Origin of the sequence: Phytobacter sp. MRY16-398 (assembly GCF_003925915.1) — a bacterium.
GTDB lineage: Bacteria > Pseudomonadota > Gammaproteobacteria > Enterobacterales > Enterobacteriaceae > Phytobacter > Phytobacter diazotrophicus.
Window position 1 is genome coordinate 69,485 of the sequence record NZ_AP018756.1, and the last position, 19,917, is coordinate 89,401.

Sequence of the window (19,917 nt, forward strand, 5' to 3'; positions counted from 1 at the left end):
ACATCAGTTTCCTTTTCTTAGGTTTTCACTTTCACTCCGGTATCCCAGCCCATATGATATTTGCCCGGCGCACTGGCGGAGCAATTCGAGATAACCATCGATCTTATTTCCTGAATACACCACCGGATCGCCCGACAGTGAGATCGCATAATTAACCCGGTTATACATATTGAATACCGGCATACTCAGACATACAGCGCCATAGGTTGATTCTTCATTGTCTATGGCCCATCCGCGTAGACGCGTTTTTTGCAACTCTTCCCGAAATAACTTCTTATCTGTAAAGGTATTTTCGGTATGTTTGGTGAGCGCTAACGCATCCAGAAAATAATCCATCTCTTCACGGGGCTTCCAGGCGAGTAACGCTTTGCCGAGCGCCGTGATGTGTAATTCTAATTTCTTACCAATCCAGCTTTTTTTCGTGGGTACGGAACCGGGACTTTCCACTTTATCGAGGTAAATGGCGTAACAGTCTTCAATGGCCCCTAAATGACAGACCAGGCCGCTTTTTTGCGAGAGTTCCTGCATCGGGCGTTTGGTCACCTCAAAAATATTTTTGCGGTGTAATGCCTGACAGCCAAGCTCATAATTTTTAATGCCAAGGGAATATTGATTGCGATCGCTTTTCGTTAGAAATCCACAATCAACCATGACATTTAATAAATTCAGCAGGCTGCTCTTCGGATACTGAAATTCCCGTAGCAGCTCCATAAAACTCGCCGCGCCAACATAGGCAATGTAAGTCAGTATTTTCTCAGCCCGAATAAGTGAATTACACCCTTTACCGCCCATAACGGCTCCTCTATTGATTGAGTAAAAGTTTATCCATCCTGTGTAAGGGAGAATACATGTGGTTCAACAGGCTGAACCGAGTTAGGGCGGGGAAACGTGATCTATAGCGAGGTTTTGAATAATGGGGGAATTGCCTGGGTAAGAAGGGAAGGCGGTGTCTCCCCTCCCTGAGAGAGAGGGGAAATTTAACAGCGAAGCCTACTCGTAGGTCATTTCAAACTGTACGGCTGAATTAGCCGTGCCGCCTTTGATCTTCCCGGTACGGATAAAGCGAGCCTGCATCGGGACGGTATAACTGCCTGCGCCGCTGTAGCCCGTGAATTTCGTTTTGGTATTAAAGGGGACATTGTTTCCATTCTCATACTGCAACTGAATTCCTACACCGCTGGCCGTTGAGTCATTTTTCAGGGTGAGATACTGCCCGGTACCACTACCCTGGAGCGTGACCCCGGATGCGGGTTTAAAGGTATAACTTACCGCACTCATGCCTGCATCACAGTTATTGATTTGAAATTTAAAGGGTACTGGTTTGCTGGTAGAGCCGACAGCAGGGAAATCGGAATAGGAATTTTTTTTCATATCAACGGAAATATCGGGTGTCTGGCAGGCCGCAATTTTCAGAGAGATGTTAGAACTGACTACATTTACCACGCCATAGCGAACCGCCCCAGCGGCGCTGACACTCGTATTAACCCAGCCTTCAACTAGTGGCGAAGGTAATTGTATTTTCCCGGTAGTAACTTCACCAATTTTATAAAACTGAATTTTCATACCCGTGAGACGGTTAGGTAAATTCAGGTAGCCTGGTGGCCAGGAATACCAGTACTGAAGATTATTATTGACCGCAATATCGAAGCCATAGGCCCAGCCTGTCGACGAGACAAAGTCATCCCAAACTTTAATGCCGATCCCCGGTACGTTCGTGTTATATACATCCGGGAAGAAAGGTGAAGGCGGCATCGCTGTTCCATATTTTAACATGACTTGTACGGGTGGATTTGTACAAACGACGCCTGCATCAGGCCCGGTCGGAATACTTATAACGTCGCCAATCGGCCCCCATGGTTTATCTTGCCCGATAGAAATTGTTGTGGCTGGAATGGTTGCTGTATAACTTGTTGGGTTGCTTACCGTGCAACCTGCCCAGCTAACTGGCATAAGCAGTAATGCTAAAAAAATAATCGCTATAGAATAGATATATTTCTGCATAATATTATCCCGGTGATTTTTAATGGCTCAGTCTTGCTTCGTGTTTCTTTAAACCGCCATAATCATCTATCGTGGTAAAAAAGATTTTCTCATTTGCCTTTTCCTGAAATGAGAAGACGGTTGTTCCTTTTGCCTGGCACATTCCATGCTGGTATTCAGTATCTTTTTCTGATGCCGGTGAAAGGCTTATCTTGTGGAAAGAAATGTTAAATGGAGAAGGGTTTATACATTCCACTCCGCCATGCGCGACGCGCCAGCGTAGTGTGGAAACCGCCTCTTCTGATGAACCAGACAGTCCTTTGGGACGATAAAAAAGTTTCAGGCGCGAACGGATGGAAAACTGCACATAATCATTCGCACTTTCTTTTTGTGCTGAGGATTTTGGCTGTATTTCAAGGACATTAAGCCAGAAGACCGATTCGCGATCCTGCGGCACCTTACTGCCAGTATACATGATACGCAAAGTCTGACGTTTCGCTGCGTCAATGCGAAAAATGGGCGGGGTAACAATAAAAGGCATGTTCGCATTATCGGTGTTGGAATCAGGACCGCCGTCATCTACCCAGGTCTGAATCAGACGCGGGGAATTTGCATTATTCGTCATGTTAAGCGTTACTTCCTGCTTGGCCGCAGGATAGATAATCCGCGTAGTGTCGATGAGGATGCCTGCCTGTGCTGAAGACAGGAACAGTGTAAGTGTGAATAAGGTGGAAATAAGTATCTTCATACCCAACCTCCCTGAATGGGGCGTAAATTATCGGGCCCTCCTTTTTACAGGGTGCAGGCGAGGCTAAATATATATTTTTGGTAGGTGATATTTATGTGGTAAATAATTTAACATGCATATATATGTGTGTGTGATGCGTTGTGGATGATTTAGCCAGGCAGAATAAAAAGTTCGCCTAATGCTATTGTTATTTTTGCTTTTCGAAAGTAAACGTCACTTTTTTGAGAGAAAATTTAGTTTCTAAACATGAGCAGGATGCTCAATAGACTAAAAATCCATTTAGTAAAATATTCCTTCCGTCGATAACGACAGTAAGCGTTCGTGTGTGAATTTCGCCTCGGGAAAAGATAATTGAGAGTAATTTGACTTAAGTTCCTTCGGGTGTCGCAGAATATAAAAAATGTGTTTTTATTCCACGCTCACTGACATAACGTGTCATCCGCTGCCATTACACTGCGGTTATTTTCTGCGAGTGAGGGATTCGAAGTGGGGAAAGCAACCGGAGCATATGAAAAGCTGGCGCACCGACTGGCCGAAACAATCATCCTGTTTCACCAGCAAGAGCAGGTAACGCGACAACAGTTAGCCGAGACATTTAACGTTTCCGGGCGCACTGTCTTTCGCGACCTTAGCCGCCTGAGCGCGATCATTGAACACATCAGCGGCGACAGTTACTGCCTGGCCCCGCAATATCATCAGGCGTTGCGTACCCGCGATATTCGCCAGTTGCTGGACATAGCGGGCGTTTCACCGCTTTTTGCCGGGCAGAACCCGGCATTCTGGTCGGCGCTATTACAGACCGAAGGCATCCCACAATTTTCGATTAAACACCCGGCGGCGGAACACGAGAGTGAAAATGCGCTGTCCCGTCATTTCAGCCTGCTCCGCCAGGCCATTAGCGAACGCCGCAAATGCACATTTTTCTATAAAGAGAAGTCGCGCGTCGTTGAGCCGTACCGCCTGGTGAACGTGAAAAACGTCTGGTACCTGGCGGCCATGGAACAGGAAAACCTCAAAGGCTTTTTGCTGAGCGGCCTGCAGTGGCTGGAACTGTGTGACGAGACCTTCGTGCCGGAAGCACGCATTGAGCAGTGCATCGACGAAGAAGATGACGTCTGGTTCAGCCTCAACAAATTCCCGGTACGCCTTCATGTGAATGCTTCCGTGGCGGGCTATTTCCTGCGTCGTGATGTGCTGCCAGGGCAGGTCATCGACACGCAAAACAGCGACGGTAGCCTGGAAATTACCTGCAAAATTGCCGATGAACGCCAGCTATTACCTTGGGTGCGCTACTGGCTGCCCAACCTGACCATTCTTTCCCCCGCATCGTTACACGCGACCCTGCAGACACAGTTGGCCGACGCGCTGACGGCTTTCGCATCGCCAGATAAACATTAAAAAGGAGTGTTACACATGGCTGAAAATGACGTAATTAGCGAACAACATCGCGCGACGCCAGCGCCGTTAGATCTCTTAGACGAGACACATCAGGAACAACTGGCGGAGGATATGGACGCAGCATGGCGCGATGCGGGTGGCGATCCGCAGGCGACGACGCAACTGCTGCGACAGTTTACGCAGCAGGCGAGCCATTCGTCGGATGCCGACCCGCTTATCTGGCTACAGGTGCAGTTTCGCCAGCATGCGGAACTGTGGGCGAATGACGACGCGCTCACCCGCGATGCCGGCGAAATCGTCGAAACCGTAAAACGCCAGCAAGAACTGAAAGCGTCCCTGAAAGCCGCACGGCAGAAGGGCAAAAGCCGCGACAACTGGCTTGGCAAAGAGATGCAGCATTCGGCCCAGCGCCATGGTGTGCTCAGCACCGGGGAGTACGGGCAATCAATTGATAATGCGCTGACGCATGCCAATAACCTGCTGCGCGACACTATCACCCGCAACGACGGGCAGATCAGCATGGCGCGCAATCTCGACGGGTTTATCGCCGAGGTGCACCACGTCAACACCTTTAATATCAACGCGAAGGCAGCAGGTTCCTCGGCGCGGGCTGAACTGGTGGTGAAACCGGGCAAGGCGTTCGGCAAAAACTCCGTGGATATTCAGATCAAAGATGGCAGTGGCAAAGTTGTGCGTCGCTACCAGGCGAAATATGGCGCGGATGCGGGCAGCACGGAAAAACTGTTCGAGCACGGCGATTATCGCGGCCAGGGTTCCCTGGTGCCGGAAGGCCACTCGGCGGACATGCAGCGTAAAGCGGTGGAAACCATTGATTATGACGGAGTGGAATCCACGCCGTTATCGAAAGAAGAGGCGGTCCGCCAGCGCGAGAAGGCGCATAAAGAGAAACAGATCAGCGAGATGGACTGGCATAACGCGGATGCCATCACCGTTGGCAAACAGATTGGTAAAACTGCGCTGGTGGCGGCTGGCCTCGGGGTTTGCTTCCAGGGAGGGCGCATTCTGGCCCGTCGCCTGTGGAACAGCCTGACCGGCAAGGAAAACGCATCGGCGGGGGAAGATGTGCAGGAGTTTGTTGAAGACTCACTCAAGACCGCTGGCAGCACCATGCTGACCGTTGCCACCTCAGGGGCGTTGCTGGTGGCCTCCCGCCGGGGCTTTTTGGGCAGCGTGATGAAAAACACGCCAGCCGGACGCATTGCGATGATCGGTTCGGTGGCGGTGGATAACCTCAAGAACCTCTACGACCTGGCGAAAGGCAACATCTCCAAAGAAGAGGCGCTGGATCGCGTCGCCAACACCACCGTTACAACTGTGGCAGGCATCGCAGCGGCGGAGGCGGGCGTCGGAATTGGCGCGGCCATTGGCACTGTTTTCGGCCCGGTGGGCACCTTTTTGGGTGGTCTGGCGGGCGGCGTCATCGGCGGGATGCTGGGCAGTACTGTGGCAGACAAAGTCTACAAGGCCGGGAAATCGGTCGCCAAAGCAGCGGTCTCTGCGGTTGCCGATAGCGTGTCTGCGATTGGGCGGGGCGTCTCGAGCGTCGTCAGTTCCGTGGGCAGTTTCCTGAGCAGTTTTTGGTAAGGGGGAAGAATGGACAGTCTGTTAACGACCCGGCTGGTAACCTGGATCCGCGCCGGACACGCGGGTTTTTATCTGCACAGCGGTGAAGATGATCGCATTGATACGTTGTTAAGCGCGGTGGCCAAAGAGACCGCTTTTCGGCTGCGGGAATGGAACCTGGCCTGGGGCTGGGTGGATTTCGACGATCGTCATCCGCTGGTGGCTTCCGGTGTTTCAGCCCCTCCACAGGCCGATCAGATGCTGGCCGGATTGCTGGATGATGATCTGGAAAATACCATCCTGGTGTTTCGCAATATCAGAACCGTGCTGGACTCCTCGCCACTGGTGGCCGCGCGTCTGCAACAACTGTTGCTGCGTATCCGCCGTCACCACAGCGGTGAGTGCTGCGTGGTTTGCGTGGATGACCGCGTGGACATCCCCTCACTGATTGAACCGCTGATTACTCTGGTTGAATTGCCGCTTCCGCGCCGCGAGGCCATTCGCCAGCAGGCGGAACAGTTCGCCCGCGAGCGTCGGTTAACCGTGTCTGACGCACTGCTTAACAGGATCAGTACCACGCTGACCGGCCTGACCGCCAGCCAGATTAGCCAGTCTCTGGCCGTTGCTCTGGAAAAACACGGTGAGCTTGACGAGAAAGCGCTCGCCGCGCTGCTCCAGGAAAAAGAGCAGATCATCGGCAAAAGCGGCGTGCTGGAAATGGTCAAGGTGCGCGAGAACCTGACGGACATCGGCGGGCTGGAGAACCTGAAAAAATGGCTGGAGCGTAAAGCCGCTATTTTGCAGCGTCTGCCGGAGGCGGAAGAGGCCGGGTTGCAGGCACCGAAAGGGGTGCTGGTGGCGGGGATGCCGGGCTGCGGTAAATCCCTTACCGCCAAGGCGGTCGCCAACCTGTTCGGGCTGCCGCTGCTGCGTCTGGACATCGGCTCCCTGCTGGGTAAATACGTCGGGGAGAGTGAGCACAATATGCGCCGGGCGCTGGCGATGGCTGAGACCATCAGCCCCTGCGTACTGTGGGTGGATGAACTGGAAAAAGCGTTCGTCGGGATCGGGTCTTCTAATGCATCGGAAGTGACATCCCGGCTGTTGGGCTATTTCCTGACCTGGATGCAGGAGAAAACCAGCGCGGTATTTGTGGTGGCAACGGCCAATAACGTTACCGCACTGCCGCCGGAGCTGCTACGTAAGGGGCGTTTCGACGATGTCTTTTACGTCGGCTTCCCGTATCTGGCTGAGCGTAAAGCCATTCTCAGTATCCACCTGAAAGCAGCCTGGCACACCTTCACGGCAGAACAGCAACAGCAACTGGCGGTGCTGTGCCGTAATTTTGCCGGAGCGGATATTCAAAACGCGGTGAATGATGCCCGCGAGAGCGCGTTTCTGGCCGGGGTGAATATCGATTATTCCCGCCTGTGCCGGGCGCTGGAGCGCACGGTTCCGCTGCGTGAGACCCTGCGTGACCAGGTGGGACAGTATGAAGCGCTGTTCGAGAAGATGAAGCTGAAAGCGGCGTCGCATATCGATGGGCTCAGCCTGGCGGAGATGATCCGCCTGGCGGATGATACCAACCCGCACGAGCGTTTGCGGGTAGCGCAGGCAGAAGAGTGCAGCGAAGACCTGCTCGAAAAACTGGCGAAAGACAGTTATGCAGAAGTGCGCCACGCGGTATACAGCAACCCGTATTGCACCGCGCGTATCCTGTCGGCCTGTATTGCCCCGGCGGAAACCGGCGAGGTTCACGATAAAACGTCGCTGGCGCTGGCCTGCGTACACCATAACGCGCCAACTAACCTGCTGCTGTCGCTGATTCAGAAGAACAAGCTTAATGATGAGATTTTGCTGCAACTGGCAGAGAAAGCGCACTGCGTGGAGAGCGTGCTGGATGCGCTGTTATCGCGTAAAAACAGTGCGTTGCAGCAGGCGGTGTTACGTCACGCCAACTGCCCGGAAGCGCAGCGTGAAGAGTATCTCTACGAGCAAAATGATGCACTGAGAGCCGCCGTGGCGCTTAACCCGGCGCTCACTGCCGCACAGCAGGCGGTGTTGCTCAAGGACAATAAGTCCGTGGTGCGTATCGCGCTGGCGAAAAACCCGGCGCTGGCCGAAGAGGTAAAACAGCAACTGGCGCAGGACAATGACAGCGCGGTGGTGGATGCCCTGGAAGAGGCGCAGAAGCAACCCGACGCACCGGCGCAGGAGAGCGCTGGCGGCGGCAATGATGACAGCGCGCTGCTGGCACAGCTCGACAAAGGCGATGTTCACGCTTTACTGGCGCTGGCGGAGCGGCGCAATCTTTCCGCGCTGGTGCAACGTCGGTTTGCTCAGAAAGTGACGAATGAAGCGGCGCTGGCGACCCTGGCGGTGAACCCGAAATTAACGGCAGAGACTCAGCAAATTCTTGCCAGTGAAGGCAACCCGGCGGTGCGCGATGCGCTGGCTATTAACCCCGCGCTGGTGCCGACCGTGCAGGTTTATCTGTATCAGAATGGCCGGAAGGCCACCCAGCAAAGCCTGATGCAGAACGCGTCGCTCTGCGAAGAGGTACAGTTGATGGCGGTCGGGCATAAAGACAGCGATGTGCTGGCGATTATGGCGCGGAACCCGGTCGTTGGGGAAAGCGTGTGCGATATGTTGCTGGCAATTAATCGAATCAGAATTGATGAGAGTCTGACCGTTAACCCTAACATTTCACCAAAAGCACAGCGGACATTGTATTCCAGAAGTTATTACACATCGGCGGGCGACCGCGATGAACGGGTCAAGAATAAGCTTTGCAGAAATGAAAACCTTAGTGAAGACCTCTTCAACGAAATGGTTGCGTCAACAAAATACCACGACGATTTATTGTGTAATCCGTCAATTGGTAAGTTTAATTACGGAAAGATAGATAAGGGATTCAAGTTAATGTTCAACAGGATCTTTGGTGCATTTTTCGTTCCGGAGTATCTTGAAAATCCGGGGTTACCGGAAAGATTGCAATCTATCATTATCGAAAACAACAAAGATAATGCCCAGTATTTAGCGCCAATCGCTGCGAATACAGGTTTAGTGCCTTCTCAACAGACCATTCTGAGCCAAAATGTTGACTTGGATGTATTGCTGAATCTCATCAAAAACCCTGCCAGTACCTCCCGCACGGTTGAAACGGCGACGCAGCAGATTAAGCATGACGCCTCTATTAAAGATAAGTTGACTGAGAAGGTTAAAAGGGCAGCCGCAGCGTTCGAAAATAAAAAAGTCGAACTGGCAAAACAGCATGAGCTTACCCGCGACGGTTTTATCAAAAATATCACGACGGTAAACGATATTATTGAAAACGAACTGGTCACTTCACTGAAAGACGAACTGGTCTGGCTGCGTGACTTTGCAAAGGGTCTTGGAGTTAGTGTCCCTGATACCAACACTTTATTTGGTCACTTTTCCTCTTCTTTAGATGAATATTTGTAAGTCTGGTGGCAACAGATATAACCCGGATAAGGCGCTTGCGCCGCATCCGGGGATCCACCGCGTAATATTCACCAAACCGCAAACGCAAAAAAGGCCCCGAAGGGGCCTGAACAGTTGTCTGGTTGAGGGCGAAACCGGCCGCCTTGCGGCGACCTGTCCGGCAGTTCCCTCTGCGACCATTCGGTCTTATTTACTCAGTTCAGCGGTCATGTGTACAACGTTGTTCACGGTCGCTTCGGTAATTTTGTAAGAAGCCCCTTCCTGCTGTGCCTGAGCGGCGATTTTGGCTTCTGCACCGTCGATGGTGGAGGAGCTTGCGGTTACGCTTTGTGCGAAAGCACCGAAAGACATTACGGAAAGAGCGGCAACTGCAACGAAAGTTTTGATGGATTTCATGGTCGTATTCCTTAAGTTATTTGTTCGGGATAGGGCGTGTTGCCCTGATGTGATAAATAATAGACCGACCATCGGGTGATGAAAATCTAAACTATTTGCCGATAACGTTCAAAAAATTAGAATATTATTTTAGCGTGTCTGTGAGTGTTGGATGAAGGGTGTTTGTAGCCCGAATAAGATTTTTACCCCGCATCCGGGAAGGAACCTGGCGGCGCGATACTTGCCGGGTTAAATGCTATTTCCCGGCCTTTGTTTCCCATTGGACCAATCCTGCAATATCTTTTTCACCCTCTGCCTCTTTCAGGCGACGTTGCTGCTCGGCAAATTGAACATATTCAGCCTGTGCATTTTCGTCAGCGGCCTTCTTACTGACTGAACCCGCATCCTTTAACACCTCACGGTCGTTAAATTGCAGAAACTGATCCAATTTTATCTGCCAGTCATGCAGGAAAACCTGTTTGCGTCGGCGGGCCTGGTCTTCGGCAAAGTCCAGCCACATATTGACCACGCGATTGAGTTCGCCGATCTCTTCAGGATTGAGATAATTTTTGGCTACCGTGACATCGCTTTTGCGTACTTCTTCACTTTTGTAACTGGTCAACCCCATATGAGGTTTACTGGCGTCAGCGCGTTGGTTGATGAGTTCCGCCGCAGTATGGCCGGTGCAGGCAAAATGCAGTTTGTTCTGGATGGTTTGAAAAAAAAGCGTGGTTTCTTTGAGCGAAGGTTGATAGTCAGCGGCAAGGGCAAAGATCTCACGAACCCGTAAATAAACCCTGCGCTCACTGGCACGGATATCGCGGATGCGTTCGAGCATCTCATCGAAATAATCAGGAACAGCTGAAGAACCCACGGGTGGATTTTTCAAACGCTCATCATCCATCACGAAACCTTTAACAAGGTATTCCTGAAGCGTTTGTGTTGCCCACTGGCGGAATTGCGTGCCTCGAATGGAACGGACGCGGTAGCCGATGGCGAGAATTAGCGGCAAACTAAAGAATTGAACATTGTATGTTTTTCCATCGACGGCAGTTGTTCGGTAAAACCGAACAACTGAATTTTCGTCCAGCTCTGCGTCTTCGAAGATATTCTTTATATGCCCACTGATAGTGGATTTGGCTTTGCCATACAGGTCGCAAATCATTGCCTGAGAAAGCCAAAGAGTATCGTTCTCGAAGCGACATTCAATACGCACTTTCCCGTCGCCGCTGGTAAACATTAAGAATTCACCTGCGGGGGATTGGGTTAATTCTCCATTTGTCATGCCACCTCCGAATCGCGAGCCGAATCTATCAAGTATGCCAGAAACACAGCCTGCGGTTCATTAGGTGAACAACTGATATGGGCATAACACCTATTGACCGACAAGATACCTGCGCCGCCATCCGGGGATCCACCAGAGCAATATTTACCGAACCACAAACGCAAAAAAGCCCCCGAAGGGGCCTGAAGGGTTTTCTTTGAGGGCGAACCTGGCCGCCTTGCGGCGACCTGTCCGGCAGTTCCCTCTGCGACCATTCGGTCTTATTTACTCAGTTCAGCGGTCATGTGAACAACGTTGTTCACGGTCGCTTCGGTAATTTTGTAAGACGCACCGGCCTGGTGTGCCTGCGCTGCAATTTTGGCTTCTGCACCGTCGATGGTGGAGGAGCTTGCGGTTACGCTTTGTGCGAAAGCACCGAAAGACATTACGGAAAGAGCAGCAACTGCAACGAAAATTTTGATGGATTTCATGGTCGTATTCCTTAAGTTATTTGTTCAGGATAGGGCGTGTTGCCCTGATGTGATAGATAATAGACCGACCATTGGGTGATGAAAATCTAAAGTATTTGCCGATAACGTTCAAAAAAATAGAATATGATTTGAGCGTATTTCTGGGCACCAAAACCCCGGTGGCGCTGCGCTTACCGGGGCTACGAACGGTAGCCCAGATAAGGCGTTGCGCCGCATCTGGGTTATTCGAGATCACACCTTTAATAGAATCAAAAGAACGATTCACATCGCTATTTTTCTGATGTAGCTATCAACTCAAATGCTTTATTTATACATTTTGATTGTGATTCTGATGATAAATCATGCGCTAAGTTTAAAAGAAAATGAGTTACCGTCTTTTCTTTAAAATTAACGTATGGGGGGATATATATGAGGAACTTTGGCGGAAGATCACAGGAGTGGTATTTGGTTTTTAACCATATGTATTTATTGGTTTTTATTGATATTAATTTTCTTTCATATACACATAATTATACACATTTGCTTGACTACAAACTATCTATAGATGGAGCACCCGTGGCTAATCTGATCTAAAAAACTTTTTTTAGGAAAAACTGTTCACACTGTTCACTTGAGGTTTTTTTCTTTTATTTTCATTGAGATAATCAGTGAATGGTCGGTGAATAGTGAACAGTTTACTGCTCACCTCCGTAGGTTTATAGATGCAGACGCTATAGTCTGCTGTGAGCGAACAACGGAAGTTCGCAGTTGTTCACAACACCCTCCATGGACATCTTCCGGTGCTCCCTTTATAGTAACTTTACCTAAGCATTCAACGATCTCGAGTCCCTGTCAGGAAAAGTTAATGATCGCTCTAACTGCGTTGGATTATCTGAAACATATGGGAGCCGGGTTAGTTCTGATCCCTTTTTTTCTTGTATCTAAAGCTGTAATGATAAAAACGAGAAATGAGTTCAAGAATAGTGGGCTTGGCTTTGCAACTTTGTTTCTAGCGGGTCATATTATTCTATTCCTTGCTCCTGTGGGTATTCTCCTTGCTACCTATATTGATAAAGGAACTATTGCATTATTAATCGCTTCTCTTACTTTCTTGCTTATTTTAGCAGGCACATACCTTTACGACAGGATCATCAAACGCACTTTCGTCATCAGGATTGATGAGGAAACATTTTATGTATTATATCATCAAGCAAAAGATGACGGTGTTTCCGTCAAAGATCTGATTGTGGACAGGGTCAAAAAAGAATAATGGTACAGTTTGTCTTACAGGTCTGAATGAGTCCTATCAAAAACGGGTATTATGCATAAACATCAATAGTGTCTCTAGAGCTTGAGGCAACCAGGTCAAGTGATAATGAAACTCTGACACCAGACATCAATTAATATAGCTCCTGACCTGATTCCTATTGATTAATAAAGTCTGCTGTATGCAATATCCGCTTCTAGCACCAAGCGGACAGCTTAGTCTGCAATGAGCGAAAAGCGGAACTTTGCGCTAACTATTTAGTTTAGCTGTTATTTTTGAAAGCTGTAATTTTATCATGTACCTTCCGAATCACATTATCTATAATTCGTTGTGCGCTTTCTCTATTTGTGTATTTTAATTCCCCCGGGCAGTCACCACTTTCAACTAATTTTGAAAACAAATCATCTCTGGATGAATCATCCGGTATTCCAGCCTGATCACATAAATCATCAAATGGGCTAGATGCTCCGGTGAGAGCTATGATTTCCGAAGCTTTCAATGGGGATGTAAGGATCACTTCACTCTGCGTATCCTTGAAATGAAAAAGAGGTATTGCATCTTCAGGATATCTATTCTGAAAATCTATGGCTGCTGCAATAAATTCAGGGTCTTTCCATAATTCACATATGTTTACAACAACTTCATTTTCAGTGGGCGTGTGTTCAAAAATCGCTCCAGAAACAGCGTTTTCCTTATAAAGTTTTTTGAATCTCTCAGCATATTCTTGGTCTAAAGTCCAACTCACCACTCCTTCATCTTTTTGGTCTTTCAAAACGATATCAACGAGTTCTCCCTGATGAAGAAACCGTTTTCTATAGCAAGGTTTTGTAACGCTTTTGAATTTTTTATCCAAATTTTGTGTTGTTTGCAATAAGTCTACAGCCAATAAATTACGCTGTTCTTGATCCTCTTTCCATCCTTTCTGCCACTTTGAGAGTGCAAAAAAAAATCATCAGAAAAATACATCTTCGCTCGTTCCTTCATAAGGGGGGAAGTTAAAACACCTTCGCCAACTTTACCTTATTAGTTATTGTTTGAGTATAGCTACGTCAGCTCTTGGCACTAAGTGGTCTGTTCCCTTTTGAGGGAAAAAAGTTTTTTCTGGAAAAACTGTTCACACTGTTCACTCGGTATTTTTATTCATTATTTTCATATGGTTAGCGGGTGAATACATGGTGAGCAGTGAACACTTCACTGTTCACTTTTGCCGTTTTGCAGGTAAAAAAAGACCGGCTGTTGCCGGTCAGGGTAGTTTATTTCGCTGCGGGGTCATCGCACTTCGGCAGCCAGTCGGCGTTGCTTTCCTCCCGTAGTGTGAGGTTGGTCTGCATCCCCTGATTCGTCCGGCGTTTGTCGTAATGCAGGCCGTACTCTTTCAGCATGGCCGAGAGTCCTTTGCCAAACATGGTGAGGCTGAGGGTGTTTTTATAGCCGTGCGCCTCCATGTACACCAGATAGGCGTGATAGAGATACAGGCGCGGCTGACGCGGGATGATGTTGGCGTTCCCCATATACATTCCGTCAGCCTCCGGCAGGGCTTGCAGATAACCGCAAAAATCAAAGGCCGGGTCAGCGTCGCGCTTGATACTCAGTGCCTCGTCCGAGTTCTGCTGAGACTGCAACAGTGTGCGGGCGCTCATCGGGTCGCTGAACTGCTGCATCAACTGGCGCACAATCACGGCCAGCTCGCGGGCGATTTTGTCCTTTAGCTGCGGGTCGCGTTCTTCCGGGGCAATCTGTTCCGGGAAGTGAATAATCACCCGGCGACGGGACACACCACCGCTGCGGTCGGTGAAGCGCATCGGGTTGTTGTTCACGGCCAGAATCACCGCCGGAATGTGGGTGGAATAGGCGTTCTGGTACTTCGGGTCAACGGAGACCGCATCGCCGCCGGTGATGGCTTTAAGCCCGGCCCCGTCACCGCTCCATTTCTCCTGGTCAGGTAAGCGGATTAGCGAGAAGCCAATCAGGGCTGCGCGCTCGCGGGGCGATTCCAGCGTTTCGATGGTGGCCGACGTGGCGTTATCTTCCCCGGCCAGCATCGTGGCGATTTCGGCAAGGATACTTTTCCCGCTGCCACCCGGCCCGGTCACTTCGAGAAAGAGCTGCCAGTCGTAGCGGTTCGCCAGCACCATAAACAGCGCCGCCAGAATCACATCGCGTTTGTCGGCGCGGCCACCGGCCGCCCGGTCAAGCCAGCGCCAGAAATACGGGGCGTGGGTCTCCAGCGTTTCCCCCGCCACCGGCGGGGTGAAATCGACATCGCACAGGGTGCGCAGCCAGTACGCTTTGTGGTGCGGGCTGAATGTCCCGCTTTTCGTGTCGAGCACACCGTTACGAAAACCAATCAGACGCCGTGCCGGGGTGTCCTGCTGCGGAATAATCAGTTTCAGCGTCTCCACGACGGAGGCAATTTTCCCCGACGAGAACGGGGCGCGCAGACGCCGGAACAGCCCGGCCACGTCACGGGCAAAATCGGACGGGGGAATGATTTTCCAGATACCGTTTTCATAGCGGGACAGGTGCTGACCGTTCGCGTCCACGGCCAGCGCTTCACCGTAGTGCTCATGAACCCGCATGGCCTTTTCGCTGGCGCTCATGGCGGTAAATTCCGCTTCACTCATGGTGTCAAACGGGCTTTGTGCCGGTGGCCGGATGGCGTCATATATCGCGTTACGCGTGGCCTCTTCGCCCTGGCGGACAAGCGCATCATTCCAGTCACCGAACACCGGTGGGAGGGCAACCGTGCCCCCACAGGCGTCTGCGGCCGCTGCGGCTTTTGTCTGTCCCTCTCCGTTGAGGTCACGGTCGGCGGCGAGGACAATCTGGCAGGCCGGGTGCTTCTGACGGGCCAGGCTCGCCAGAGAAAGGAGGTTGACGGACGACAGCGCCACCATAACGGTTTCGCCGGTCAGGTGATGCACGGTAAGCGCGGTCGCATACCCCTCCGCTATCCACAGGCGTTTCCCGGCCTGTTTTTTCCCTTCAAGGGTGTGACAGCACCCTTTCACCACCCCGCCTTTCAGGGTGCGTTTGAGACCATCAGCATCGATAAACTGGAGGTTAACCAGTGCGCCGGTCCCGTCATGCAGTGGCACGACCACATCACCGGCGCTGAACGTCACGCCGCCGGTTTTGTGCGTGGCTGTCAGGGTCAGACATTCATGCGCGGGAAAGCCCTTGCGGGTCAGGTAGGCGTTACCGGTGGCCGTGCGGGTCTTCTCCATCAGTGAGCTGGCAAGCGTTGCAGCGGCTTTCCGGTCAGCCTCCGTTGCGTCCTCAGTGGCCGTAATCACCTCAGTGGCAACTGGTGGCAGGCTGCCGGTAACGGCGTTCACCCTGCGGGCGGCCTCGGACGGTTTCACACCGAACACCTTTTCGACCAGTTTCAGCCCGTCACCCGCACCACACTGGTTACAGAACCAGGTGCCGCGCCCCTCCTTATCATCAAAGCGAAAGCGGTCACTCCCGCCACAGACCGGGCAGGCCTGATGCCGGTTTTTAATGACCTTCACCCCCAGCGCCGGGAGAATGCGCGGCCAGTGGCCGCATGCCTGGTTGACGGTTTCCGTTACGTTCATGTTCATTGTTTTTCCCTCAGTGCAGCACAGGCGTTTTGATATGGCGGGCGCAAAGCTCATCCATGACGGCGAGTCCCAGAAAGGACAGTGACGGGGCGGCCTTAAGCGGCCCGGCTTCCATCAGGTCTTCCAGCAACGCACAGGCAATCTGGCGGCCTTTCTCCTCGCCGTGCTGGCGCAGATAGAAGCCCTCCAGCTCGGCAGCGATGGCGCTTTCCAGCGCATCGAGGGTGAGATGCGGATAGCGGTGCTGACGTTCACACAGGGTCAGCCAGGCACAGGCGACCGCGCGGCGGTACAGGGCGGCACGTAAGACAGGCGGTAAGGGCTGTTTCATGCGCGTACCTCCTCAGTGAGCCAGCGTGCATTGCAGCGTTCGACCACATCATCAAGCCGGGCGGTCATCAGGTGAATGACGGAAGCGAGCTGTAACTGTTGTGCCGGGTCACGACGGGAGGTCGTGCAGTCCTGTACCTGCATGAGTTCGCCGACAAGCTGGCCGACATTACGCAGGTGTTCAAGGTGCTGGAGGTCAGCACGGGTGATGGTCAGGGTGAGTTCGTTCATGCGCGCACCTCCGCAACCGGCAGGCGGCCAGCAAACGACAGGATGTAATCACGGACAAGGGCAAGGCGGGCGGCCTGTTCATCACCGGCCACGGTGCGGAGCATACAGATACGGGGTTTACGGTCTGCACGTCGAACGGCGGCAAACACAAAGACAAACTGCGGGTGTGACGGGGTGAGGGTCGTAGCCATAGCGGCAACCTCCTGTGAATAGCGGTTATTGCCACCACCGGAGTTCCTACGCTCATGGGTGGTGACCCGGACGGGGGTAGGAATACCGGCTTCACAGAATACCGGCCAGCCCGAAGGCTGCCCCGCCCGGACCACCATTATCTGACAGCAGCTATGGCATAAGAGCCACAGCCCGAAAAATGGGTGTGCCTGAGCAACGACGTAAAAAAAGACGCATGGCGCGTCTGTTGTCGCCTGTGAATTACACGGGTTCCTACGCCCGGCTGCCGATTTTGCGACAGCGCGGAAACTATACCCGTAAAAAACCCCGGCAGGCAAGCCAGGGAAAAGAATAATTAACACAACGGCACCTCAGCAGTCAGTGAGCGTGTCTTTCCCGGCGGGGCGGGAACGGTGATGCTTCTGCTCACTCTGTGGGGCGGCACGCTCCACACTGAACGCCGGTGAACGCACTCTGTAGCCCCGGCTGGCGCTTTTCCCTTCCGTGACAGAGGTCAGGGCAAGACTCAGCAGATGCGCATCTTCGGGGGTAAGGGTGTGTTTCTGTTCGCCAATGGTCAGGATAATCATGCGCACATCCCTCCGTTACGACGGGCGATACAATCCGCCATCCAGGCGCTGACCTCGGAATGTACCCAGGCGACATTTTTTCCCCCGAGAGAGACCTGTTGCGGAAATTCGCTCCGGCTGATGAGGTCATAAATGGTCGAACGGGACAGGCCACAAAGATGCATCACTTCGGGCAGGCGTAAAAAGCGCTCCTGAGTCCTGTCAGGGACGGGCATCACCGGAGTAAGCGGTGCGGAAGATGGAGAAGAAAAAGCAGTGTGCATCGGGCTACCTCATTGGGTTTATACAGCGCCGGGCATGTCTGTCCGGCTTCGGGTAGCTCCCTATTTTGTACATATTTTCAGTCATGGCAACAAGGCGAAATGCGCCTGCCACTGACACAACACAGGCTCAAAAAACAACGGGATGCCGGATATTACTGAATAATGTCGGATAGTGGTGAGGAGTCAGGAAAACAGGAAAGTACAATATATTATGGTGTTTGATTTCGCTTTATTAACAGGAATAAACATTCATTTTTTTATTAACTGACCAATATTTAAATATTGCTTCGGTGAACAGTAGTGAACAGTCGGTGAACAGTTAACCCCTCAACTGTTCACCATTTAACTTACTGTATTACTTATCTTTTTATTTCCGGTGAACAGTAGTGAACAGTTATCAGTAAAAAAATAAACGGTGAGTAAGGTTTTCCTGCGACCTCTTTCTGGCGAGCCGGGGTTCCGTCCCTTTTGTGCCATCCCTGCCACAACCGTAATGAATCGCCCCGTTGTGTGGTGCACGGCAGAATGACCTCAGCCAACACACACGGAGAGCCTGAAATGATGAAGCCCGCAGACATTATTGCCGCCGCCATGAAAGCGACAGCAGAGAAGCAGAGGAAGGAGAACGAACAGCGCGTGACCGTTGCCCTGGAGGCGTTCACGCAGGCCCGTGACGCCCACACGGCCAGCATGAAAAAACTGTATGACACCGAGGCGGCCATTCGCCGCAGTGAACAGGAACGGCAGACCGCGCTGGATGAAAGCGCGGAAGCGGAACAGAACTGGCGCAGCCGGTTCCGCAGTCTGCGCGGTAACCTCACCCCGGAAATGAAAGCCGAACACTCACAGCGCGTTGCGAACCGCGAACTGGCGGAAGAGTTCACCGCCCTGATTGCCGAACTGGAAGACGACAAAGACAGTGCGATGCTCGGCGCATGCAGGTCAGCGCATCAGTACACAACCGCCCACAACACCGCATTCACCACGTATGCCGACGGTGAATGGGCCTGTGCCCTTACGGCCATTGACCCGGCACTGATACGCGCTTTTGTGCTGCGCATCCGTTCGCTGGAATTAAGCGGCAGCGAATCAGCATATGCCACTGCGGCCAGTGAACTCACGGACAGTCTGGGGAGAATGAAGGCTGTTCACGAGTTTGATATGGCACAGGAGCCGGTATTGTCCGTCACCGGTCTGTACCGCCCGGCACTGACGGGGTTGGATATGAAGCTCTATAACAGCCCGGCCAGACGTACGCAACTCGCTCAGGCACTGGCCGCAAAAAAAGCCGCTAACGGGACGGGGGTATAAATCATGTTTCACTGCCCGTTCTGCAAACACGCCGCCCATTCGCGCACAAGCAGCTACCTGTCGGAAAACGTCAAACGCCGTTATCACCAGTGCCGGAATATTGAATGCTCGGCCACGTTCCGTACCACCGAATCGGTTGACGGGGTGATACGTGCCGGGGTGCTTGTACCGTCCCCGGAGCCGGACAGCCCGCCGGCACCGTAAATACCCCTCTCATACACTGTTAAAGACCACGGAGAGAACACCGTTGACCACACTCACACCACAGCAGGCCTTTGACATCTGTCAGGCCGACAAAACCGCCTGGCTCAACCTGAAAACGGAACGGGCACAGGCCGAGCAGGCACTGAACGACCACCTTTCCGGGGACAGTGAAAACTGCCCCGTCAGGGTGGCGGCACTGCGCGGGCGCATTGAGGTGAATAAATGGCAGATTAACCGGGCCGCCGGTCGCTATATCCGCTCGCATGAAACTTTACAGCACGTCAGCATACAAAACGGTCTTGAGGGATTTATGCAGCAGCACGGCGCAACACTGGCCGCCGTGCTGGCCCCGGAATTAAAAGCGCTTAACGGCCAGCCGGAATTTATTAAACGCCGTGCCCTCGACCGTGCAACCTCGTATCTGCGTGACGCGCTGGCCGCATGGCTGAACACCGGTCATGAAATTCATTATTGTGCACAGGATAATGACATTTTAACCGCAGCCGGACACAGGCCTGACGCGGCTTCGCGGGCAGATAATCAGGAAAAATATACGCCTGCACAGAACCAGATTTATGCTCGCCGGTGTGCAGACATGGCCGCGCAGCACCCCGCCTGAAAATCACCGAAAATCCCGCTATTTTTTCTGAATCACGCCATGCATCCACAGGGTGCATGG

20 protein-coding genes are annotated in these 19,917 nt (G+C 52.1%); 7 read left to right on the plus strand and 13 right to left on the minus strand.

The window, feature by feature from the left end; genetic code table 11:
- Positions 1–3: 3 nt before the first annotated feature.
- From MRY16398_RS00350 to MRY16398_RS00360, 3 genes are all read right to left on the minus strand, one after another.
- Positions 4–792: an IclR family transcriptional regulator gene (locus MRY16398_RS00350; protein ID WP_071195098.1), complete on the minus strand. Its 789-nt coding sequence runs from the start codon at positions 790–792 to the stop codon at positions 4–6.
- A gap of 198 nt (positions 793–990) precedes the next feature.
- Positions 991–2,001, minus strand: coding sequence for a fimbrial protein (locus MRY16398_RS00355; RefSeq protein ID WP_082027099.1), 1,011 nt, complete (start codon positions 1,999–2,001; stop codon positions 991–993).
- Positions 2,002–2,020: 19 nt separating this feature from the next.
- Positions 2,021–2,728: a fimbrial biogenesis chaperone gene (locus MRY16398_RS00360; protein WP_125123698.1), complete on the minus strand. Its 708-nt coding sequence runs from the start codon at positions 2,726–2,728 to the stop codon at positions 2,021–2,023.
- A gap of 486 nt (positions 2,729–3,214) precedes the next feature.
- Between MRY16398_RS00360 and MRY16398_RS00365 the strand changes: the two genes are divergently transcribed.
- The 3 genes from MRY16398_RS00365 to MRY16398_RS00375 are packed head-to-tail and all read left to right on the plus strand — an operon-like array spanning position 3,215 to position 9,175.
- Positions 3,215–4,126, plus strand: coding sequence for a helix-turn-helix transcriptional regulator (locus MRY16398_RS00365; RefSeq protein WP_125123699.1), 912 nt, complete (start codon positions 3,215–3,217; stop codon positions 4,124–4,126).
- Positions 4,127–4,141: 15 nt separating this feature from the next.
- Positions 4,142–5,731, plus strand: a complete 1,590-nt coding sequence (locus MRY16398_RS00370; RefSeq protein WP_052249300.1) for a hypothetical protein — start codon at positions 4,142–4,144, stop codon at positions 5,729–5,731.
- A 9-nt stretch (positions 5,732–5,740) separates the two neighbouring features.
- Entirely contained in the window at positions 5,741–9,175 is a 3,435-nt protein-coding gene (locus MRY16398_RS00375; protein WP_125123700.1) for an AAA family ATPase, read from the plus strand.
- A 186-nt stretch (positions 9,176–9,361) separates the two neighbouring features.
- Here the strand turns inward: MRY16398_RS00375 and MRY16398_RS00380 are convergent, their stop codons facing one another.
- The 3 genes from MRY16398_RS00380 to MRY16398_RS00390 form a co-directional block, all read right to left on the minus strand.
- Positions 9,362–9,571: a YdgH/BhsA/McbA family protein gene (locus tag MRY16398_RS00380; RefSeq protein WP_039080090.1), complete on the minus strand. Its 210-nt coding sequence runs from the start codon at positions 9,569–9,571 to the stop codon at positions 9,362–9,364.
- A 235-nt stretch (positions 9,572–9,806) separates the two neighbouring features.
- Positions 9,807–10,835 (minus strand): virulence RhuM family protein, encoded by a 1,029-nt coding sequence (locus MRY16398_RS00385; RefSeq protein ID WP_145986164.1) that lies wholly within the window; start codon positions 10,833–10,835, stop codon positions 9,807–9,809.
- Positions 10,836–11,095: 260 nt separating this feature from the next.
- Positions 11,096–11,305 (minus strand): YdgH/BhsA/McbA family protein, encoded by a 210-nt coding sequence (locus MRY16398_RS00390; RefSeq protein ID WP_108700433.1) that lies wholly within the window; start codon positions 11,303–11,305, stop codon positions 11,096–11,098.
- A gap of 844 nt (positions 11,306–12,149) precedes the next feature.
- On the opposite strand from MRY16398_RS00390, the gene MRY16398_RS30495 reads away from it, so the two are divergent.
- Positions 12,150–12,554 (plus strand): hypothetical protein, encoded by a 405-nt coding sequence (locus tag MRY16398_RS30495; RefSeq protein ID WP_125123701.1) that lies wholly within the window; start codon positions 12,150–12,152, stop codon positions 12,552–12,554.
- Between the two features lie 259 nt (positions 12,555–12,813).
- Here MRY16398_RS30495 and MRY16398_RS00400 read toward each other — a convergent pair whose 3' ends face one another.
- The 7 genes from MRY16398_RS00400 to MRY16398_RS00430 form a co-directional block, all read right to left on the minus strand.
- Positions 12,814–13,437 (minus strand): hypothetical protein, encoded by a 624-nt coding sequence (locus MRY16398_RS00400; protein WP_197718600.1) that lies wholly within the window; start codon positions 13,435–13,437, stop codon positions 12,814–12,816.
- Between the two features lie 367 nt (positions 13,438–13,804).
- Entirely contained in the window at positions 13,805–16,138 is a 2,334-nt protein-coding gene (locus tag MRY16398_RS00405) for a primase-helicase zinc-binding domain-containing protein (protein WP_125123702.1), read from the minus strand.
- 10 nt (positions 16,139–16,148) lie between these two features.
- On the minus strand, positions 16,149–16,469 hold the full coding sequence (locus tag MRY16398_RS00410; protein WP_110296593.1) for a DUF5375 domain-containing protein: 321 nt from the start codon (positions 16,467–16,469) through the stop codon (positions 16,149–16,151).
- Complete coding sequence (locus tag MRY16398_RS00415) at positions 16,466–16,699, minus strand: hypothetical protein (protein WP_125123703.1); 234 nt, start codon at positions 16,697–16,699, stop codon at positions 16,466–16,468. The genes MRY16398_RS00410 and MRY16398_RS00415 overlap by 4 nt, the downstream gene beginning before the upstream one ends.
- The gene (locus MRY16398_RS00420) at positions 16,696–17,232 is read right to left on the minus strand and encodes a host cell division inhibitor Icd-like protein (protein ID WP_125123704.1); all 537 of its coding nucleotides are present in this window, start codon (positions 17,230–17,232) and stop codon (positions 16,696–16,698) included. The genes MRY16398_RS00415 and MRY16398_RS00420 overlap by 4 nt, the downstream gene beginning before the upstream one ends.
- 9 nt (positions 17,233–17,241) lie before the next feature.
- The gene (locus MRY16398_RS00425; RefSeq protein ID WP_125123705.1) at positions 17,242–17,460 is read right to left on the minus strand and encodes a hypothetical protein; all 219 of its coding nucleotides are present in this window, start codon (positions 17,458–17,460) and stop codon (positions 17,242–17,244) included.
- Complete coding sequence (locus tag MRY16398_RS00430; protein ID WP_125123706.1) at positions 17,457–17,723, minus strand: helix-turn-helix transcriptional regulator; 267 nt, start codon at positions 17,721–17,723, stop codon at positions 17,457–17,459. Before MRY16398_RS00430 ends, MRY16398_RS00425 begins: the two co-directional genes overlap by 4 nt.
- A 561-nt stretch (positions 17,724–18,284) precedes the next feature.
- On the opposite strand from MRY16398_RS00430, the gene MRY16398_RS00435 reads away from it, so the two are divergent.
- Genes MRY16398_RS00435 through MRY16398_RS00445 form a run of 3 tightly spaced genes read left to right on the plus strand, consistent with a single transcriptional unit; the run spans position 18,285 to position 19,857 of the window.
- Positions 18,285–19,034 carry a capsid protein gene (locus tag MRY16398_RS00435; protein WP_172600696.1) on the plus strand — a complete coding sequence of 250 codons (750 nt, stop codon included), beginning with the start codon at positions 18,285–18,287 and terminating at the stop codon, positions 19,032–19,034.
- A 3-nt stretch (positions 19,035–19,037) separates the two neighbouring features.
- On the plus strand, positions 19,038–19,238 hold the full coding sequence (locus MRY16398_RS00440) for an ogr/Delta-like zinc finger family protein (protein WP_096980945.1): 201 nt from the start codon (positions 19,038–19,040) through the stop codon (positions 19,236–19,238).
- Positions 19,239–19,281: 43 nt separating this feature from the next.
- The gene (locus MRY16398_RS00445) at positions 19,282–19,857 is read left to right on the plus strand and encodes a phage polarity suppression protein (protein WP_125123708.1); all 576 of its coding nucleotides are present in this window, start codon (positions 19,282–19,284) and stop codon (positions 19,855–19,857) included.
- The last annotated feature ends 60 nt before the right edge of the window (positions 19,858–19,917 follow it).